We start from the raw sequence: 17,956 nt of genomic DNA, 5'->3' as shown, positions 1-17,956 counted from the left end.
GAGGGCGCTCCATGTTGGAACTGAAGGGAATGCTCTGGCTTCATGCGGGTGGCCACGCGCTGGGCGGCAAGGATCGTATCGAGCTGCTCGCCAGGATCGGCGAGACCGGCTCGATCACCGCCGCGGCGCGTGCCGTTGGCATGAGCTACAAGGGCGCCTGGGACGCCGTCGAGGCCATGAACAACCTCGCCGACGAGCCGCTGGTGCACCGGGCCACCGGCGGCAGGCACGGCGGCGGCACGCGGTTGACGGCGCGTGGGGAGCAACTGGTCATGACGTTCCGCGCGCTGGAGCAGGAGCACCAACGCTTCGTGGAGCGCCTGGGCGCGCTCGACGGGGCTTCCCTCGACAACATCGCACTCGTGAGGCGGCTGATGATAAGGACCAGTGCACGCAACCAGTTCGCCGGCAAGGTCGTCGGCATCCGCAAGGGCGTGGTCAACGACCTGGTGGAACTGGAGATACCCGGCGGCGACCGCCTCGTGGCCGCCATCACCAGCGAGAGCACGCACGGCCTCGGCCTGGCGCCGGGCGGAGAGGCCGTGGCGCTGATCAAGGCATCCTCGGTGCTGATCGGGTTGCCCGACGATGGCCTGCGCCTCTCGGCCCGCAACCAGCTCGCCGGCACCGTGACCGGAGTCACTTCCGGCGCGGTCAATGCCGAGGTCAAGGTGGCCCTCAAGGGCGGCAGCGTGCTGGTTGCCATCATCACCAACGACAGCGTCGATGCGCTGGGCCTGAAGGAAGGCATTGCGGTCCTGGCCATCGTCAAGGCATCCAGCATCATTCTCGGCACCACCGGCTGAGCAGGTAGCCCCATCACAGGCATCCCAAATAGACGGCCAATCCACGCCACGAGTCATGTGCACATGCACAAATGTCATTTCCGGCCGGATTGTTTCCTGGCCAGCATGGCCTGATTCGCTGGGAGGCGGCCCGTGCCATTGCCAGTGTCTGGACGTCGATATGTATCGCGTTATATAACGCCTGCGGAAACTGCCTTGTTCGCCAACCCGCACCTGTCCCAGGGAAAAGGATGCGTTTCATGCTGACGAATGCCATGCGCAGGAACCATGCCCGTGGGTGGCTTTTTCTCCTCGGATGCCTGCTGGCTGCGGTAGCCCAGGCGGCCGAGCCGGTCGCGTCGGTCCGTGTCGCGGTGGCCGGCCAGCCGCCGGTCAGCTTTGATCGTGCCGCGCTCGCCGCCATGCCGCAGGCCACGATCACCGCCGCCGCCCACGAGGAGGCGCAGAGCCAGTGGCAGGGCGTGGCGCTGGACGAGTTGCTGCGCCGCGCCGGCGCACCGCTGGACAAACCCTTGCGCGGGCACAACCTCGCCCGTTTCGTGCGGGTTACCGCCACCGACCATTACCAGGTCGTGTTCAGCCTGGGCGAGCTCGACGCGACCCTGGGGCACGCCAAGGTGATCCTCGCCAGCCAGCGCGACGGCAAGCCCCTGGCGGCCGACGGCCCGTTCAGGCTGGTCGTGGCGGGCGACGAGCGGCCTGCGCGCTGGGTACGCAACGTAGTCAGCATCGATGTGATCGACGGCGCGATAGCGCCCTGATTTCCCGCGTGGTGCAGGGGGCGGCGCCATGGCCGCCATCGCCGCGCGTCCTTCCACGTTCGACTATGTCCAGGAGACCCGCTTCATGCCAAAGAAACTCCTTGCCACGGCGTGCGCTTCCGTACTTGCCACCTGCTGCCTGCAGGCGCATGCCGACGACGATAGCGGCTTCGATGACATCTTCACCAAGGGGCATGTCGACGGCCAGCTGCGCGCCTACGACTTCAGCCGCCTGTACAACACCAACCAGACGCCGGACGCGCATGCATTCTCCCTGGCTGCCCTGCTCAACGGGCAGACGGGCGCCTTCGCCGGCGGCTTCAGCGTGGGCGCCTCGTTCTTCGTCGCCTCGTCGCTGAATACGCATGACGACCCGGTGGCGAGAGTCGACACCTCCCTGGCGGGCCCCGACAACGAAATCGCGGGCGTGACCCAGGCCTACCTGCAGTTCAAGCGCGATGGCTTCCTGGTCCGCGGCGGCTACCAGTTCCTGGATACGCCATGGATGGGCAACAACGATTCACGCGTGATCCCATCCTCGTACAACGCCATCACCGTCGCCTATTCGCCCAACGCCGAATGGAACATCATCGGCATCCGCGAGTTCGAGTGGAAAAGCCGCACCTCCACCGGCATGTACAAGGACAACCTCTACTACCCATCGACCTTCGACGGCGATTCGATGTACGGCAACAACGGCTCGCTGCCGGCGGACGCATCCAAGGCCAATGGCACCTGGGCGCTGGGCACCACCTACAACGGCGGCGCGCTCAAGGCCGAGGCCTGGTACTACAACTTCCTCGGCTTCGCCCGTACCGGCTACCTCAATGGCAGCTACACCTTCCAGACCGACACGCCCTTCAACCCCTCGATCGCGTTCCAGTACCTCACCCAGAACGGTGGCGGCGACGGCAATGTCCTGGTCGATACGCAGGCCAAGCTGCTGGGCGTGGCCGGCGACCGGGTACGCAGCCAGGTGTGGGGCGCGGACATCGGCACCAGCGTGTTCGATGGCCGCATCGATTTTGCCTACAACAAGCTGGACCAGGAGAACGGCGCCGTCGGCGGCGGCGCGCTGATCTCGCCCTACACCATGAACTACGGCACCGACCCGCTGTTCACCACCTCGATGATCCGCGGCCTGGTCGAGACGGGCCCCGGCCATGCCTGGAAGGCCAAGGCGCTCTACAACTTCTTCGACAAGAAGCTGCAGCTGGTGGCTTCATATGCCAAGTACACCACCGATTACCGGGGTACCAGCCATGATGTGTACTTCGACGTCATCTACCACCTGGATTCCCTGCTGAAGGGCCTGACCCTGCGCGACCGCTGGGAGCGTTCCGTCGGCGGCGCCGGCAACCTCAACCCCAACAACGCCTCGTTCACCTATAACCGCCTGATGATCTCCTACGTGTTCTAGCCGCTTGCCTGGGCCGCGCGGGCAGGCAAGGACGGAAGGTGATCTTGTCGCAGGGATGCGACCAATCAACGCGGGAACAAGGCACATATCGCAACGGCGGCCCGGGTTTCCGCCGCCGGAGCAGGGCCGCCATGGGCCCGCCATGGCTTGCCAGGGCGCGCTCCGCCTTCGCGCGCCCTCCATTTTCAGATTCGTCTGATACTTCCGCCGACGGCCATAGTGAAGATAGGCACGGCTAATGAATCCTCATTAGCGGGAAGTGCGTCGCATGCGACCACCGGGATGCATGGCCGATCCAGCTACCGGCCGCTTGGCCACGCACTTCCTTGCCATCCCCAACGCCAAGGAAATTCCATGAAAAGGACAAGCGTCTCCACCGTGCTGGTGGCGGCTTTGGGTCTCGCTGCGCTGTTTCCCGGCCATGTGCAGGCCCTCGAAGGCATTCTCACGTTCTACGGACAGCTCGACGACGCCACTTGCGACCTTGCGGGCGGAGGCGCCGCCACGGGCGACGACCACAATTTCTCCGTGACCTTGCCGGCGGTCAGCGCCGCCGGCCTGCCGGTATATACCGGTGGCGGCGAAACCCCGTTTTCCTTGATCGTGAGCGGCGCCAACTGCACCAATGGCAAGCTGGTTTCCTTGTGGATCGACCGCACCATCAGCCCCGCCATCACGCCGCAGGGCACCTTGCGCAACGCGACCTACAGCAGCGACATGGCCGAGGGCGTGGAAATCGAACTGCTCAATGCAGCCAACGGCAACCGGGTCAACCTGGCCGTGGACGCGCCGCTCGACGACGGCAGCGGCGACACGCTTGGCGCCAACAACCAACCGGTCGCCACCATCAGCAACCACACCGCCTCGCTGAACTATATCGTCCGCTACTACAACCCGGGCCCGGCGGGCGCCATAACGCCCGGTCGCGTCCAGGCCCACATCGCCTTCACCTTGCAATACAACTGACAGGCCACGCCTGGCCTCCGACCGGCGGAGGCCAGGCATTCGCCGGTGCGTTGAATCGGCGCAGGGGCATGGCCCATCGCCGATGGCGCTCCTGTCCTTTTCCTCGCGGGCCAAGCGTGGCGCGACGTTCGTGCCGCACGCCGCCGCCTGCGCTGCCACACGTTCTGCCCGAAGGTCTCCCGCTATTTGAGAGTCGTCTGATGTACCCGCTTGTCGCCGTGGCGAAGATGGGCGCGCTGATGAATCCAATGGCCGGCGTGCCACAACGCCAAGGAGACCTTATGAAGAACGCACTTTTCCTCGCCGCCCTGGTGGCGGCGACAGGCATGGCCATGTTGTATCCCGGGCGCGTGCCGGCCTACGACGGCACCATGGTGATCAGCGGCAACGTCATCGACAGCACCTGCAATATCACGGGTGGCGGCGCGGCCACGGGCAATGCAGGCAGCATCACCATCAAGTTGCCCGGAGTCAGCCTGGCGGCGATACAGAACCAGAGCCACGCCGGCGATACCCCGTTTTCGCTGGTGCTGAGCGGCGCCAACTGCGCCAACGGCAAGATGGTCTCCCTGTGGATCGAGCCCACCGTGCCCAACAGCATCACGCCGTCCGGCACCCTGAGCAACATCCAGGGAGGCAGCGGCTTCGCCAGCGGCGTGGAAGTGGAACTGGTCAATCCGGCCAATGACAACCGGATCAACCTGGCCGTCAATGCGTCCATCGACGGCGCCAGCGGCAACGTGATCGCCGGCAACAACCAGCCGGTCGCCACCATCGCCGGCAACACCGCCTCGCTGGACTATGTGGCCCGTTACTACAATCCGGGTACGGGTTCGATCACGCCTGGGCAGGTTCTGACCTACCTGGCCTTCTCCCTCCAATACAACTGAAACGGCCGAGGCCTCCGGCGGCTCGGCCCACGGGCTACTGGCACATGGCCGGCATCCGGGACAGGTCGCGATGGATGGCCTCGGCCAGCGTCGCGGAAACCTCGGGCGATGGAGGGGCCATGAGGCCGGGCTTGCCGCGCAGCGAAGCCTCGCAGGTGGCCAGCGCCCGCTTGCGCAGGTTGGCGCGCAGGTTGGTGCATACCCAGGCGCGCTGGTCGCCGAGCGGCAGCACGCCGTAGGCCACGGGGGTGCATGGATCGCCCAGGCGCTCCCGCAGGTCGCGTCCCGCGATGTCGGGCGGCGCCACGTCCAGGCCGGGATCGAAATAGCTGTCGGGAAAATGCAGGGCGTAAGGTTCGGGGTCCAGCCGCAAGGCGTAGCCGCCGGCATCGATGTCGAGCCGGCGGCCACAAGGAGCCGTCGCCACCAGTCGCCGGATCATGGCGTATAGCACCGGGCGCAGTTCGGGTTGCCCGGACAGGGCATCGGTCATGCCCTCCAATACCGGAAGCCGCGCGAGAACCGCCATGCGGGCCAGCTCGTGGGCATGGGATGGATCGCAGCGGTCGCGCAGGCCGCTGGCCAGCAGGAACAGTACGTCGCGCGCGAAATCGTCGCGGGACCGCAGCAGCCCCGCCAGCACCGTGGCCTGCGCCTCCGTGCCACCATCCATTCGGACCGCCATGCCTGGCGGAGCGGCTGAGGGCGGGCCGGAGGCAGGCATCGACCGCGAACGGGGCTCGCCGGTGTCGCCGATCCGAGCCAGCGGCAGCAGGCCCATGATCGTCACGGTGAGGATGGCCATGACCCATCGCCGCACGCGGCCATGGGATTCATTCGAAGGCATTGCGCAGGTTTTGCGTGTTGTCGTCGCTGTACGGCTGCAGCGTGCCATCGTGCATCGCATAGGCCGACTCGGCCATGCTGTTGCGAGTGGTCTCGATCCGCAGCACGCCCTCGAGCCAGAAGGCGTCCCATAGCTGCGGCGCCTCCACGCCGCGCGCCAGCGTGACATGAACCATCATGTTGGGCGGCGGGGGCGGCACATGGATGCAGGCGCCATAGAAGGGCACGAAGAAGAACTCGTTCATGTGCCCGGCATCGTCCGAGCCCAGCGGCACGACGTAGCCCGGCAGGCGGACCTTGCGGCCATCCAGCGCGGCGATGGTATGCAGCGTGCCGAACTGCTTGCCGCGTTGCGTGCCGATGTGCACGACGGGCGGCGCCTGTTCCAGCAGCTTGGCGTCCTCCTTGGGCATCATGCGCGTCCATTCGAGTTCGGCGTAGCCGTTTTCGTCCGCGTCGCCGAGGGTGCCGGGCGGCAGGCCGTCGTCCGTGCTGGCGGGCTTGGCTTCCTCGGCGGCCAGGCCTCGCGCGGCGAGCATGCCGGCGGCCATGGCCTTGGCGCGGCGCGCCCGGCCGGCGGCGGCTTCGGCTTCCGCATGCGCCAGCACGGCCGAGGCGCTGGTGCCCGCCGGCGCCGGGGCATCGGCCGTGCCGGTGGCGGGGTGGTGGCAGCCGGCCACCAGCAGGCCGAGGGCGGCAAGGCCAGGCAGGAACAGGCGGCGCGTCATAGGCGCATCCGCAGGCCGTCGGCCAGCGAACGGCGGTACGCGATCCAGGCCGGCAGGCAGCCGGCGAGCAGGGCCATGACGAGCACCGCGCCCATCAGCAGCCATTCGCCCGGTGCCGGCGGCGACAGCGTCAGCATGATGCCCAACCGTTCCTGCACCACGCCACGCACCACGGCGAGCATGGCATACAGCAGCGCCACGCCCAGCACGATGCCGGCGATGGCCAGCAGGGCGGATTCGGAGAGCAACAGCAGGAACACGGCGTGCGCGGGCGCGCCCACCGCGCGCAGGATGGCCATTTCCCGACGGCGTTCGTCCAGCATGGTCAGCAGGGCGGTGAGCATGCCGCACAGGCCCACCAGTACGACCATCGCGCTGACGGCCCGCAGGGTGTTCTCGGCGGCGCCCACCAGGTTCCACAGCTGGTCCAGCGCCACGCCCGGCAGGATCGCCAGCAGCGGCTCGGCCGTGTAGTCGTTCACCGCGCGCTGCACCGCGAAGGTGGCCAGCCGCGACTTCAGGCCGACCATGAAGGCGGTGATGCTGGTCGGCGTCAGGTTCATCGTGCGCGCCTGCGCGGCGGAGATCTGCATGCCGGGCAGGCGCATGCCCGAGCGCCAGTCGACGTGGATGGCCTCGATGCCAGCGAGGCTCACCATCACGGTGCCGTCCACCGGCGTGCCGGTAGGCGCCAGGATGCCCACCACGCGGAACGGCTTGTCCGCGTGCAGCATCTGGCGCATGCCGCCGAAGCCGTGGGCGATCACGATCGACTGGCCGAGCCGATAGTGAAGTCGCCGGGCTACCTGGGCGCCAATCACCGCGTCGTACAGGTCGCCGAACGGAGCGCCTTCGGCAAAGCCCAGCCGGTTGCCTGCGCCATAGCGATAGCGGTCGAAGAAGGCGGTCGTGGTCCCCATGACGCGGAAGCCACGGTGGGAATCGCCCAGCGAGATCGGCACTGTCCATGCCACCTCGGGCAGGGCGGCGATCTCCTGGTAGCTCTGCCACGAGACATTGCTGGTGGCGTCGCCCACGTGGAATATCGCGTAGAGCAACAGGTTCACCGGGCCCGAGCGGGCGCCGACGATGAGGTCGGTGCCCGACACGGTGCTGGCGAAACTGCTGTGCGCCTGGCGGCGCAGGCGATCCACGCCAAGCAGCAACAGCACGCTCAGCGCGATGGTCAGCACGGTGAGCGCGACGGCGTAGCGCCGTTGCCGCATGCTCTTGAAGGCCAGTACCAACAGCCGCATGGTCAGGCGGCCGCCGTCTGGGGCATGGCGTCGAGCCGGACCATGCGGTCGAAGTGTTTGGCCAGGCCCAGGTCGTGGCTGACGAAGAGCAGGCCGCTGTGATGTCGCGCGCACTCGGCCAGCAGCAGGTCCAGAAAGGCGTCGCGGGCGTCCGTGTCCAGGGCCGAGGTGGGTTCGTCGGCGACGATCAGCTCGGGATGACCGATGAGCGCCCGTGCCGCCGCCACGCGCTGTTGCTGGCCGACGCTCAGCTCGGTGGCACGCTGCCGTTGCAGGGCGGCGCCGTCGAGGCCCAGGGCATCCAGCAGGCGTTCGGCCTCGTCGCGGCAGGAGCCCGCCAGGCTGGCGTTGGCATGGCGGCGGCGCGAGAAGGCGCAGCTCAGCAGCACATTGTCCACGACGTCGAGGTAGGGCAGCAGGTTGAACTGCTGGAAGATGTAGCCGATGTGGTCGGCGCGCAGACGGTCGCGGCGCGTGGCGGGGAGATGGGACAGCGGCTTGCCCAGCAGGGTGATGTTGCCTATGCGCGGGGTGATCATCCCGGTGATCAGGCTCAGCAAGGTGCTCTTGCCGCTGCCGCTGGGGCCGTGGATGAACACCCGTTCGTCGCGCCGCACTTCCAGCCGCGGCAGCGCGATGACGTCACGGAGGCCGTTCCAGGCGAAGCGCAGGTCGCGGCACACCAGCAGCGGCGGACGATCGAGCAGGTTCACGGGGCGAGCCTTACCCGGTAGCTGCCTGCCTCCAGCACCTGGCGATCCTCGCGCTGGGGGAGCACCAGGTCCACGACCAACTGGTGCGTGGCGGGAAAGCGCTCGGCCAGATGGATGTCGATATGCGCCAGCGCATCCGGTGCCGCGCAGCGATAGTCGTAACGCGCATCGACGTCGGCATGCTCATGCCCGCCTTCGGTCTGCGTGGTGTCGTAGCCATGCGGCGTCACCTGGGCATCGGCGAGCCGGCATTGCGCGGCATCGGCGGGCTGCATCCAGTCCTGCGGCTTGCCGAGCAGCGCGAGCGCGGCCTTCAGTTGGGCTTGCTGCTGGGCATCGCCGGGCGGGTGCTCGAAGCCCACCACGTTGATGCCGGGAGCTTCCAGCTCGACTTGCAGGTCCTGGTTTTCCAGGGCGATGGTGACATGGGTGATGCCATGCACGTGTGGCGCGGACTGGCGCAGGGTCTGGGCCATCAGGCCGGGAGACAGGACCAGCGTCGACAGGGCAAACGGGATGATGGCCGGCAGGATACGTCGCATGGAGATCGGTCGATGGATGAGTGTGAAACGTTATAACATTCCATGACCATGCCGTGGCAAGTTTTTTGGACGACCGTGGATGGCGGATGCGCGCGGACCCTCACGGTGTCCGCGCGCATGGCCGGGCTTATCGGTGGCCGTTGGCCAGCTCGTCGGCGAGCTGGGGCAGCTTGTAGACCTTGCGCACGGCCTCGACGATGGCGGCGGTATCCACCGCCACGGCGCGGTTCACGCTGCCGTCGAAGGTGAAGTCGCCGCCCAGCGAGTGGATGTTGCCGTCGAAGATCAGGCCCACCGCGTGTCCCTCGCGGTCGATCACCGGGCTGCCCGAATTGCCGCCGATGATGTCGTTGTCGGTGACGAAGTTCATCGGCGTGGACAGGTCCAGCGACGCCTTGGCGTTGAGCCAGTTGTCGGGCAGCTTGAACGGATCGGCCCCGGTGGCCCGGCGGTACATTCCCGCGAGGTCGGTGAAGGGCGGCACCGGCTTGCCCTGTTCGTTCCAGCCGACCACCTTGCCGTAGGAAAGACGCAGGGTGAAGGTGGCGTCGGGATAGCTGGAGGTGCCGTCGCGCTCGAAGCGCGCACGGGCGATCGCCTCGCTGGCCTTCTTGGTGGGCGCTTCCACTTCCTCCTCGTACAGCTTGCGCAGGCGGCGGGCCTCGGGATCGATCTGGCGGGCCAGCGCGATCATCGGGTCGTCGGAGGCGGCGATGCCCTGCGCACCGGCCTTCCACAACTGCATGCGCACCGCCGGATCGCCCAGCCGAGTACCGCTCACCAGCGCGTGGGAAAGCTGGTCGGGCGACTTCGTGCCCAGCACCGCGTGCACGAAGTCATCGTCCGCGCCCAGGCTCTGGCGCAGCTTCTCCAGGGTCCAGGACAGGCGGGTTTCCTCGTAGCCGGGATAGACCGGCGCGGTCGAGGCCAGTTCCTGCTCAAGCGCGGGCAGGTTGGCCTCGCGGTAGTTCGGCAGACGCTCGGCGTCGGGCTTGGCACGCTCGGCGGCGGCGCGGACCAGCATGCGCGCATAGCCGAACAGCCCGCTGCCGAAGCCGCGGCCGGCCTCGATCATGGTGTAGCGCTCGCGCAGCTCGGCACCGCGCTGCTGCGCCTTGTCCAGCGTGGCCCATGGGTCGCCGTAGGTCGCGCGGCGCTTGGCGTCGGCCGCGATCCATTCGCGCAGCGTGGCATCCTCCTGCTGCTTTTTCGCGATGAAGCGCTCATCGCTGAGCGTCTCCAGCCAGCCCTTGTAGACCTTCAGCGAATTGTCGGTGCCGAACAGGGCGTCCTGCGCCTCCTTGGTCTGCTGGTCGCCGAGCCGGCTGTATTGCCAGAGCTGGCCGCGCGACTCGGACAGGTAGCCGAAGTTGGGGGTGAGCACGTGGTCGCGCATGTAGGCGAGCGAAGTCCACGGCGTCTCGCGCTGGGTGGAACCGGGGTTGCCGACGACGAAGGTCAACTCGCCCGCCTTGGGGCCCTTGAGGTCGAACTTCAGGTATTGCGGCGTCCTGGCCGGCTTGCCGTCCACGTAGGCGCGGAAGAAGGTGAGGTCCAGGTCGTAGCGCGGGAAATTGAAGTTGTCCGGATCGCCACCGAAGAACGCGACGCTCTGCTCCGGGGCGAATACCAGGCGCACGTCCTGGTAGCGGCGGTACTTGTACAGTGCGTAGCGGCCGCCGTGGTAGAGCGTGACCACGTCGCAGCGCCAGGTGCCGGCATCGCCGCCCACGCATTCCTGTTCCAGCGCGCTGTTGATCGCTCGCTCGGCCTTGACGCGGTCCGCGCCATCCTTGCCCTGGGTGGCCGCGTTGACGCGGTCGGTGACGTCGGTGATCTTCTCCAGCTGGTTGAGCTCCACCTCGGGGCACCTGGGCTCTTCCTGCCTGGCCGCGTAGCCGTCCTGCATGTAGTTGGCCGTCTTGGACAACTGCGACAGGCAGCTGTTGGCGCAGTGGTGGTTGGTCATCACCAGGCCGTCGGCGGAGACGAAGGAGCCGGAGCAGCCTTCCGCCAGTCGCACCGCCGCGTGCTGTACCAGGTCGATCCACTGCTGGCTGGGGGTGAACCCGTAGCGCGCCTGGATCTGCGCCACCGGCAGGTGATCGAGCGTCCACATGCCTTCGTCCGCCATGGCCGCACCCGCGCCCGCCACCAGCAGGCCGCCCAGCGCGGCACCCAAGATTCGCTTCATGCTGCTTGTTCCCATTGTTGGATGACCCGATTGCCGGGCCGGATGAACTGCTTCCTATCCTGACTTACTTTGTTACTTTATAACAATAGGGGCGCCCGTTCAGATCGCCCTGGCGCGCCAGCGATTGACCGCGAAGCCAATGGCCAGCATCAGGGCCACGGCCAGCTGGGCCAGCAGCGATTGCCAGGTCGGGTAGATGCCGAGCAGGTCGATGGAAGGCACGGGCGCGATCGTGACGCCGGTCCAGCCGGCTTCCTGCAGCGCGGCCACGCCCTTGCCGGTGAGCACGATGGCAAGCACCGCGATCACCACCGAGCTGAGGGAGAAGAACAGGCCCAGCGGCAGGCGGCGGCTGGTGCGCAGCAGCAGCCAGGCGACCAGCACCAGGACCAGCGCGCCCACCACCAGTCCCGCCAGCATCCACAGGCCCTGGTCCTCGCTCCACAGCGCCGTGTAGAACAGGATGGTCTCGAACACCTCGCGGTAGACCGAGATGAAGGTCAGGCCGAACACGAACCAGGCCGAGCGCCGGTCCAGCGCGGTGGCCATCCTGGCCTTGAGATAGGACTGCCAGCGGCCGCCGATGCTTTTCTGGTGCATCCACAGGCCGACGCCAAGCAGTACGGCGGCGGCGAACAGCGAGGAAAGCCCTTCGGTCAGTTCACGACTGGCGCCGCTGATGGCGATGGCGTAGCGCGCCACCGCCCAGGTCGCCGCGCCGGCCACCAGCGCCAGCACCCAGCCGGCATGGACGTAGCGTGTCGCATCGTGCCGCTCGGCCTTGCGCAGGAAGGCGAGCAGGGCAACCACCACCAGCAGGGCTTCCAACCCTTCGCGCACCAGGATCGTCAGCGCTCCCAGGAAGGTGGTCATGGGACCGGCGGCGGTCTCGGCCAGCAGGGATTGCGCCTCGGCCAGCAGGCCATCGACGCCGTCCGCCTGGGCCTGCGCCGCGTCGGCATCGCCGCCTTGCGACAAGGCGGTGCGGTACGCGCCCATGGCGGTTTCGATACGCGAGCGCAGTGCGGTGTCGCGGGCGTCGAGCTGGGCCTCGACGGGCTCGACGCCGTCCAGGTAGGCGGAGAGGGCCAGTTGCCTGGCTTGCTCGGTCGCGCCCTTGCGGTACGCGGCCACGCTGCCGGCGAGCCGCGCCCGAGCCAGCGGGATGCCGGCAAGCGCCTCGTGCACGGCCTGCGGGTGCGCACGCAGGTAGCCCAGGACCAGGCGCGCCTGGTCGGTATCCATTGCCTCGGCCAGGCTGGCGACACGTGCCCGCGCCAGTTCGCTGGCCGAGGTGATCGCGCCACGGGCCTTCTCGCTGCGGTGCCAGGCCTGCTCGCCCTGCGCCGCGGCCCGCGGATAGGCGAAGGTGCCGACGTAATAGGCCAGCGACCAGCGATCATCCGCCGACAGCGTGCCGGCATAGCTCGCCATGGCCGTATCCGGCACGCCCTGGGTGATGACTTCATAGAGCGAAAGCGCACTGCGCTGGTCGGCGCGCGACGGGTCGGTGAAATCGATGGGACGCGGCGAAAGCGCGACCCCTGCCGGGCCATCGCCATGGCCGCTGGCGCCATGACAGGCGGCGCACTGCGCCTGATAGACGTCGGCCCCGCGCGCCAGGGCGGGCGTGCGCGACGGCGCGGTAGGTATCGGGTAGGCCTGCAGCAGGCTGTCCGCCAGCAGATGGGCCTGGCGGGCCACGTCGCCTTCCGCCGCTTTGGCGTCGATCAGCGCGATGAGAACGTCCGCCTGCTGGCGCAGCACGGGCGTCGCGGCCGATGGCGGCAGGGCGAGCACGCGCTCGCGCGTATGGCGGGCGAACTCCTGCATCTCGGCGTATTCGGAGGTACTGACCACCTCGCCATGCTTCACCGCGCCGGCGTAGTCCGCCGCGAGATAGTCGAGCATCTGCCAGGTCTGCGGCACGCTCGCCGCGGGATCGGTCGTCGCCGGCGGCGCCGCATCGGCGAACGACGTGCACGGGATGCCGATCATCAGCGCCAGCAGGACAAAGAGAGCCAGCAGTTGACAAATACGATTCGTTCTCATTTGTCCAGTGTACTCTCCCGTCCGATCCTGGCCACAGCGGCCCGTGAGTCGGAAAGGATGCGCTGGCCCGGGCCCATTCGATTCACGGCGTGGCCAGGCCCGCCTCCATCTCTCTCGCAAGCGGGGAAGGGGGTGGTGCCTTCATGGCTACAGGCTTCGGGAAATCAAAGGGGATAGGCCGGCGCTTCGCCCTTGACGGTCAGCCATTGCCACTGGGTGAACTCTTCCAGGTTGGCGGCGCCGCCCACGCTCGATCCGTTGCCCGACGCACCCACGCCGCCGAACGGGTTGATGACCTCATCGTTCACTGTCTGGTCGTTGATGTGCAGCAGCCCGGTGCGCAGTTGCTCGCCCAGGGCGAGGGCACGGCCGACGTTGCCCGACAGCACCGCCATGGAGAGGCCGTATTCGGAATCGTTGGCGAGCGCGATGGCTTGCGCATCGGTATCGAAGGGCGTGATGACCGCCACCGGCCCGAAGATCTCCTCGCGGAAGGCCGGGTTGTCGGGCATGACGCCGCTCAGTACCGTCGGCTGGAAGAACAGCCCCTCGTACGTGCCGCCCGTTTCCAGCCGGGCGCCGGCGTCGATGGCCTCGGCCACCACCTTGGCGACATGGTCGCGCTGGGTCGCGTTGATCAGGGGGCCCAGTTGCACTTGTCCCTTGGCGGGATCGCCCACGACCAGGCCCCTGGCGTGGGCCACGAGTTTCTCCAGGAAGGCGTCGTGGATGCCGCGCTGGACGAGCACCCGCCCGGATGACATGCAGATCTGTCCCTGGTGCAGGTAGACGCCCCAGGCGGTATTGGCGATCGCCAGGTCCAGGTCGGCGTCGTCCAGCACGATGAGCGAATTCTTGCCGCCCAGCTCCAGCGACACCTTCTTCAGCTGCCGGCCGGCGGCTTCGCCCACCTTGCGGCCGGCGGCGGTGGAACCGGTGAACTGGATCATGGCCACATGCGGATCGGCGGTCAGCGCCGCGCCGGCCGCGCCGTCTCCCGGCAGCACCTGCAGCACCCCCGCGGGCAGGCCGGCCAGTTCGAACAGGCGGGCGATGACGAAGCCGCCGCTCACGGCGGTACGCGGGTCGGGCTTCAGCACGACCGCATTGCCCAGCGCCAGGGCGGGCGCCACGGCGCGCATGGCCAGGTACAGCGGGAAATTGAAGGGGGAAATCACGCCGATCACGCCCAGCGGGCGGCGGCGCGCCAGGCTGAGCCTGCCCGGCACGGAGGGCAGCACGTCGCCCACGGCGCGCGAGGGCAGGGTGGCCGCTTCGTGCAGCGACTTGGTGGTGACCGACGTCTCGAATGTTGCCTTGGGTTGGGTCGAACCGCTTTCGCGCACCAGCCAACCGACGATCTCCGCCGCATGGTGCTCGGCCAGCGCCGCCGCCTGGCGCAGCACCTGCGCGCGTTCCTCGTAGGGGCGCCGGGCCCATGCCTTCTGCGCGTGGGCCGCCGTGGCGGCGGCAGTGGCCACGGCGGCGGGTTCGGCCATGCCTATCCGGCCCAGCTCATCACCGGTCGCGGGCTCGATGACCGCCTGGGAGAAATCGCTGGGTTCCCATTGCCCGGTGAAGTAGGCACCGTTCCATAGGGCGGCGGGGAGGAAATCGTGGGTCGTGGTCGTCATGGTCCAGCCTCCATTGGGGGGATGACGGCAATGTCCAATGGGAGCGACGCCGGGGCCATCCGCCTTTGGCCCCATGGGCCAAGTGCCTGTGTTGCCTGGGCCTGTGCCGGGAAAGTGTCCAGTAAGCGGACACATCGCCCAGCGGCCTGTTCGCATGGCGGCGCCGGCGGAGTGCGCGTCAGGGGATTTTCAGAGCAAGCCTGCGCGCCGAAGCTGGGCCAGCTTGGCATAGAGAGTGGTGCGGGAAATGCCCAGGTGGCGCGCCGTGGCCACCATGTTGCCGCCGTGCGCCCGCAAGGCATGGGCAATGGCCAGCAGGCTCTGGTGGCGCAAGGTGTCGGCCGGTGCCGGCGCTGTCTGCGCGGGAACGTCCGCCGCCAGGGCGGTGATTTGCGTCATGGCGGACGCGACGGACGAGGCGCGTTGCGGCGGGCGGGCATGCTGTATCCACAGATGGCTGCCGTCGGCCAGCGCCATGCGTTGCGCCGGGCGGCGTGGATGCATCAACTGGCGGCGCTGCCGCGATGGGGCGGTACCGAACAGCGATTCGATGCGCCACGAGCGTACCGGTCCGGCGTCGGGCAAGCCCAGCATCCGCCGGGCCCTCGAACTGGCGGCGCGCAGCCGCCCGTCCTCCTCGAAGGCGAGGACGCCGGCCAAGGGGCTGGAAAGCCAGCGCGGATCGTGATGCACGCGCAGCAGATGGCAATGGCGCAAGGTGGAGAGCAGCCGCGTTTCGGCGGAAAGCGCGGCGATGCGGGCCTGCTCCAGGAGCAGGCTCGCATCGCGTTGGCCGCGTCCCGTCATGTCCAGGGCGCCGATTACCTGACCCTCGATGCCCATCAAGGGCAGCGAAAGGCAGAAGATGTGCTCGAATTCGGCCAGGTAATGCTGGTTGCCGCGCACGATGGCCTCGGCGCCTTCGTTCAGCACGCAACCGGGTGCGGTGGTGCCGATGTCGCTCTCGGCCAGGCGACGCCCCGGCGTGATATGGCGCAGGACGGTATCCTGGCATCCGGGACTTTGCCGCGCGTGCAGCACCACGCCCTCGGGATTGGCGCAGAAGATGGCCCAGTCGGGGCCGCCGAAGGCGCTCCAGAGCTGCTCCATTTCCTCATGCACGCACTGGTAGAGAAGCCGGTCCGCAGGGGATTGCCGGACGTTCCGGGCCGGCAGGCCGGCCTCGTAGCGCGGCGGTTGCCAGGGCAGCAGCCCCGCCTGGCGCGAACGCTCCCAGGAACGCGCCACGAACCCGGGGACGAGGGCAGGCGGCAGGGGCTCGCCCTCCAGAAAGCGCAGGCGCGCCGTGCGCAGCTGCTGTTGATCGGGCGAGCGGGCCAGCATGGTCGATCGAGTCTTCGCCATTTCAGGCCGCCATGCTACGCCAGGGTCACGTCCACGTCGAAAACGCGGGATGGTTACCGCCGCTATTTTCCCTGGACCACCAGCGGCGTGCCATCGCTGTCGATCATCTTCAACTCGAAACCGTCCGCGGTCTGCCGGTAATCGACGTTGATGGGAACCGGCATGACTTCCTGGACGCTGCGGGGATATTTGCCATGGAATATGCCGTAGTCATGGATGGCCTTGGATACCAGCAGCAGCGATGCCTTCTGACCGGCCCGCAGTTCTTCCGGTGTCGGCTTGGCGGGATACGGGTCCAGCGTTCCCTGGAAATACAGCGCCAGGGCGCCCACGCTGAGCAGCAGCAGTATCGGCAAGCCCCACTTGCGGGCACGCCCGCCGGGCAGGCGCGATGCCGGCTTTCCGGAAGGCGGCGGCTGGCCTGGGTTCTTGCGGCTCTGCTTCACCAAGCGGTTCCATTCGTCCTGGACAGGGTCTGTCATGGTTTCACGGTCTGGTTGAATGAGGGTTTCACGCCATCCCACAAGGGCGAGGTCGCACCATTGGTCGGCGGGTTGTAGTCCACCACCTGGTTCACCTCGACATGGAAATTCCCGCCCAGCGGCAGGCCGCCGTAGCTGCGGTCCACGCAGCCGGTCGCACTGTCGATCTTCAGGTTTTCCTGGAAGTTGGCGTAGGGCGTCACGATGGTGAAGATCACCGATGTGTTGTTCTGCCCGGTCAGCGGGCCGCCGCTTGCCGCGCCGATGCAGATATGGACGTCGGCCGTCCAACTGCCGCCGTTGTTCGTGCCGGTGACGGTAATGATGGAGCCGCCTCCCGATGCTGGCGGCACCGTGCCGGTGCCGGCATTCGACTCCCCGCCGTTGCCTGGCGATGTGCCGCCGGAAGCCCCGCCGCCCGCGCTCGACGATCCTCCAGGATTGGAGCCGGACCCAGTCGATTCGTCGGTCGAGCCGTTGGACGTGCCGCCGTTGGATCCGCCGGGACTGCCCGGCTCGGTAATGGTCGTGCCGCCGCCCGGCGGCTGGCTTCCGGACGAACCGCCACCGCCGCCGGCCACCGTGCCGCCCTGGCCGCCCGCGCCACCGATATTGATGGGATAGATCAGCTGCGCGCTGGATGCGTCGGCGCTGGACTGCACCCATATCTTGTCGCCGTCCCCATGCGGCAGGATGGAACGAAGCACGCGCAGGCGGACCACGCCGGGAAGGTTGTTGACCGTGGCGACGAGCGCGTAGGTATCGTCCTTGGGAAACGAAGCGAACGTGCCGGCCGGCGCACGTATCAGCTGGAAAGTCATGCCGTCCTTGCCGTTGAATTCCGATGCGCCCATTGAACCGGCCAGCGCCGGCGGCACGGCGCCCGGCACGCTGTCGTGCTCCAGGTTCGCCTCGCCATCGGCATAGGTCTTGACGGCGAGCACGGTGCGGATGTGGCCGTAGTTCACCAGCGCCTGGGATTCCTCGGCCTTCAGCACGTAAAGCCGATAGACGGGAAGGGCGAGCGAAGCGAGGATGGCGATGATGGAAACCACCATCATCAATTCGAGCAACGTGAATCCCCATGAGCGCCTCGGCCCCTGGGCGAATGGCATGGACCAAAAGGAGGGACGCAACATGCGAAGATCCGTTGCTTTTGTATGTGGAATGACGTTATAGGCCGCCTTGCGCCGTCGTCAAGGATGGCGCCTCGGGTGAACCGTCTGGCCTCGGCAATCGCAACGGCGCGTGTGCCCCGAAGCGCACATGCCCCCCGGCCGAAGCGTGTCGCCGAGGATGCT

Annotated in this window: 16 protein-coding genes; 5 read left to right on the top strand and 11 right to left on the bottom strand. The window is 67.7% G+C overall.

Going from position 1 to position 17,956, the window contains the following annotated elements:
- Positions 1-29 precede the first annotated feature (29 nt).
- The 5 genes from MJ605_RS09810 to MJ605_RS09790 all read left to right on the top strand — a co-directional run bounded on the left by MJ605_RS09810 (position 30) and on the right by MJ605_RS09790 (position 4,843).
- Positions 30-806 (top strand): TOBE domain-containing protein, encoded by a 777-nt coding sequence (locus MJ605_RS09810; RefSeq protein WP_243041287.1) that lies wholly within the window; start codon positions 30-32, stop codon positions 804-806.
- A 239-nt stretch (positions 807-1,045) separates the two neighbouring features.
- Positions 1,046-1,567 (top strand): molybdopterin-dependent oxidoreductase, encoded by a 522-nt coding sequence (locus tag MJ605_RS09805; protein WP_243041285.1) that lies wholly within the window; start codon positions 1,046-1,048, stop codon positions 1,565-1,567.
- 85 nt (positions 1,568-1,652) lie between these two features.
- Complete coding sequence (locus MJ605_RS09800) at positions 1,653-2,987, top strand: hypothetical protein (RefSeq protein ID WP_243041283.1); 1,335 nt, start codon at positions 1,653-1,655, stop codon at positions 2,985-2,987.
- A 354-nt stretch (positions 2,988-3,341) separates the two neighbouring features.
- Complete coding sequence (locus MJ605_RS09795) at positions 3,342-3,953, top strand: fimbrial protein (RefSeq protein WP_243041281.1); 612 nt, start codon at positions 3,342-3,344, stop codon at positions 3,951-3,953.
- A gap of 281 nt (positions 3,954-4,234) precedes the next feature.
- Positions 4,235-4,843 (top strand): fimbrial protein, encoded by a 609-nt coding sequence (locus MJ605_RS09790; protein ID WP_243041279.1) that lies wholly within the window; start codon positions 4,235-4,237, stop codon positions 4,841-4,843.
- Between the two features lie 34 nt (positions 4,844-4,877).
- Here MJ605_RS09790 and MJ605_RS09785 read toward each other — a convergent pair whose 3' ends face one another.
- From MJ605_RS09785 to MJ605_RS19310, 11 genes are all read right to left on the bottom strand, one after another.
- Positions 4,878-5,648 carry a hypothetical protein gene (locus MJ605_RS09785; protein WP_243041277.1) on the bottom strand — a complete coding sequence of 257 codons (771 nt, stop codon included), beginning with the start codon at positions 5,646-5,648 and terminating at the stop codon, positions 4,878-4,880.
- A gap of 28 nt (positions 5,649-5,676) precedes the next feature.
- Positions 5,677-6,417, bottom strand: coding sequence for a DUF3299 domain-containing protein (locus MJ605_RS09780; RefSeq protein ID WP_243041275.1), 741 nt, complete (start codon positions 6,415-6,417; stop codon positions 5,677-5,679).
- Entirely contained in the window at positions 6,414-7,673 is a 1,260-nt protein-coding gene (locus MJ605_RS09775; RefSeq protein WP_243041274.1) for an ABC transporter permease, read from the bottom strand. The genes MJ605_RS09780 and MJ605_RS09775 overlap by 4 nt, the downstream gene beginning before the upstream one ends.
- Before the next feature lie 2 nt (positions 7,674-7,675).
- Entirely contained in the window at positions 7,676-8,386 is a 711-nt protein-coding gene (locus MJ605_RS09770) for an ABC transporter ATP-binding protein (RefSeq protein WP_243041273.1), read from the bottom strand.
- A complete protein-coding gene (locus MJ605_RS09765) occupies positions 8,383-8,928 on the bottom strand; it encodes a ZrgA family zinc uptake protein (RefSeq protein WP_243041271.1) in 546 nt (181 codons plus the stop codon). Before MJ605_RS09765 ends, MJ605_RS09770 begins: the two co-directional genes overlap by 4 nt.
- A 127-nt stretch (positions 8,929-9,055) precedes the next feature.
- Complete coding sequence (locus tag MJ605_RS09760) at positions 9,056-11,122, bottom strand: S46 family peptidase (protein ID WP_243041270.1); 2,067 nt, start codon at positions 11,120-11,122, stop codon at positions 9,056-9,058.
- Between the two features lie 99 nt (positions 11,123-11,221).
- Positions 11,222-13,174: an FTR1 family protein gene (locus MJ605_RS09755; RefSeq protein WP_345779524.1), complete on the bottom strand. Its 1,953-nt coding sequence runs from the start codon at positions 13,172-13,174 to the stop codon at positions 11,222-11,224.
- 164 nt (positions 13,175-13,338) lie between these two features.
- Complete coding sequence (locus MJ605_RS09750; RefSeq protein ID WP_243041268.1) at positions 13,339-14,808, bottom strand: benzaldehyde dehydrogenase; 1,470 nt, start codon at positions 14,806-14,808, stop codon at positions 13,339-13,341.
- A gap of 189 nt (positions 14,809-14,997) precedes the next feature.
- A complete protein-coding gene (locus MJ605_RS09745) occupies positions 14,998-16,173 on the bottom strand; it encodes a helix-turn-helix domain-containing protein (RefSeq protein WP_243041266.1) in 1,176 nt (391 codons plus the stop codon).
- Between the two features lie 62 nt (positions 16,174-16,235).
- Positions 16,236-16,655: a hypothetical protein gene (locus tag MJ605_RS09740; RefSeq protein ID WP_243041265.1), complete on the bottom strand. Its 420-nt coding sequence runs from the start codon at positions 16,653-16,655 to the stop codon at positions 16,236-16,238.
- Positions 16,652-17,770 (bottom strand): prepilin-type N-terminal cleavage/methylation domain-containing protein, encoded by a 1,119-nt coding sequence (locus MJ605_RS19310; protein WP_279237517.1) that lies wholly within the window; start codon positions 17,768-17,770, stop codon positions 16,652-16,654. Before MJ605_RS19310 ends, MJ605_RS09740 begins: the two co-directional genes overlap by 4 nt.
- Between the last annotated feature and the right edge of the window lie 186 nt (positions 17,771-17,956).

This window comes from Dyella sedimenti (assembly GCF_022760995.1).
In the GTDB taxonomy this organism is placed as follows: domain Bacteria; phylum Pseudomonadota; class Gammaproteobacteria; order Xanthomonadales; family Rhodanobacteraceae; genus Dyella; species Dyella sedimenti.
Note: the sequence above shows the minus strand (reverse complement) of the source record. Positions and strands in the feature narration are given on the sequence as shown.

Excerpts from the sequence above, each read along its gene's own strand:
- MJ605_RS09740 (WP_243041265.1), bottom strand. The coding sequence starts at position 16,655 with ATGACAGACCCTGTCCAGGACGAATGGAACCGCTTGGTGAAGCAGAGC.
- MJ605_RS09810 (WP_243041287.1), top strand. The coding sequence starts at position 30 with ATGCTCTGGCTTCATGCGGGTGGCCACGCGCTGGGCGGCAAGGATCGT.
- MJ605_RS09775 (WP_243041274.1), bottom strand. The coding sequence starts at position 7,673 with ATGCGGCTGTTGGTACTGGCCTTCAAGAGCATGCGGCAACGGCGCTAC.
- MJ605_RS09785 (WP_243041277.1), bottom strand. The coding sequence starts at position 5,648 with ATGGCCATCCTCACCGTGACGATCATGGGCCTGCTGCCGCTGGCTCGG.
- MJ605_RS09760 (WP_243041270.1), bottom strand. The coding sequence starts at position 11,122 with ATGAAGCGAATCTTGGGTGCCGCGCTGGGCGGCCTGCTGGTGGCGGGC.
- MJ605_RS09765 (WP_243041271.1), bottom strand. The coding sequence starts at position 8,928 with ATGCGACGTATCCTGCCGGCCATCATCCCGTTTGCCCTGTCGACGCTG.
- MJ605_RS09805 (WP_243041285.1), top strand. The coding sequence starts at position 1,046 with ATGCTGACGAATGCCATGCGCAGGAACCATGCCCGTGGGTGGCTTTTT.
- MJ605_RS09800 (WP_243041283.1), top strand. The coding sequence starts at position 1,653 with ATGCCAAAGAAACTCCTTGCCACGGCGTGCGCTTCCGTACTTGCCACC.
- MJ605_RS09745 (WP_243041266.1), bottom strand. The coding sequence starts at position 16,173 with ATGGCGAAGACTCGATCGACCATGCTGGCCCGCTCGCCCGATCAACAG.
- MJ605_RS09780 (WP_243041275.1), bottom strand. The coding sequence starts at position 6,417 with ATGACGCGCCGCCTGTTCCTGCCTGGCCTTGCCGCCCTCGGCCTGCTG.
- MJ605_RS09750 (WP_243041268.1), bottom strand. The coding sequence starts at position 14,808 with ATGACGACCACGACCCACGATTTCCTCCCCGCCGCCCTATGGAACGGT.
- MJ605_RS19310 (WP_279237517.1), bottom strand. The coding sequence starts at position 17,770 with ATGCCATTCGCCCAGGGGCCGAGGCGCTCATGGGGATTCACGTTGCTC.
- MJ605_RS09790 (WP_243041279.1), top strand. The coding sequence starts at position 4,235 with ATGAAGAACGCACTTTTCCTCGCCGCCCTGGTGGCGGCGACAGGCATG.
- MJ605_RS09795 (WP_243041281.1), top strand. The coding sequence starts at position 3,342 with ATGAAAAGGACAAGCGTCTCCACCGTGCTGGTGGCGGCTTTGGGTCTC.
- MJ605_RS09755 (WP_345779524.1), bottom strand. The coding sequence starts at position 13,174 with ATGAGAACGAATCGTATTTGTCAACTGCTGGCTCTCTTTGTCCTGCTG.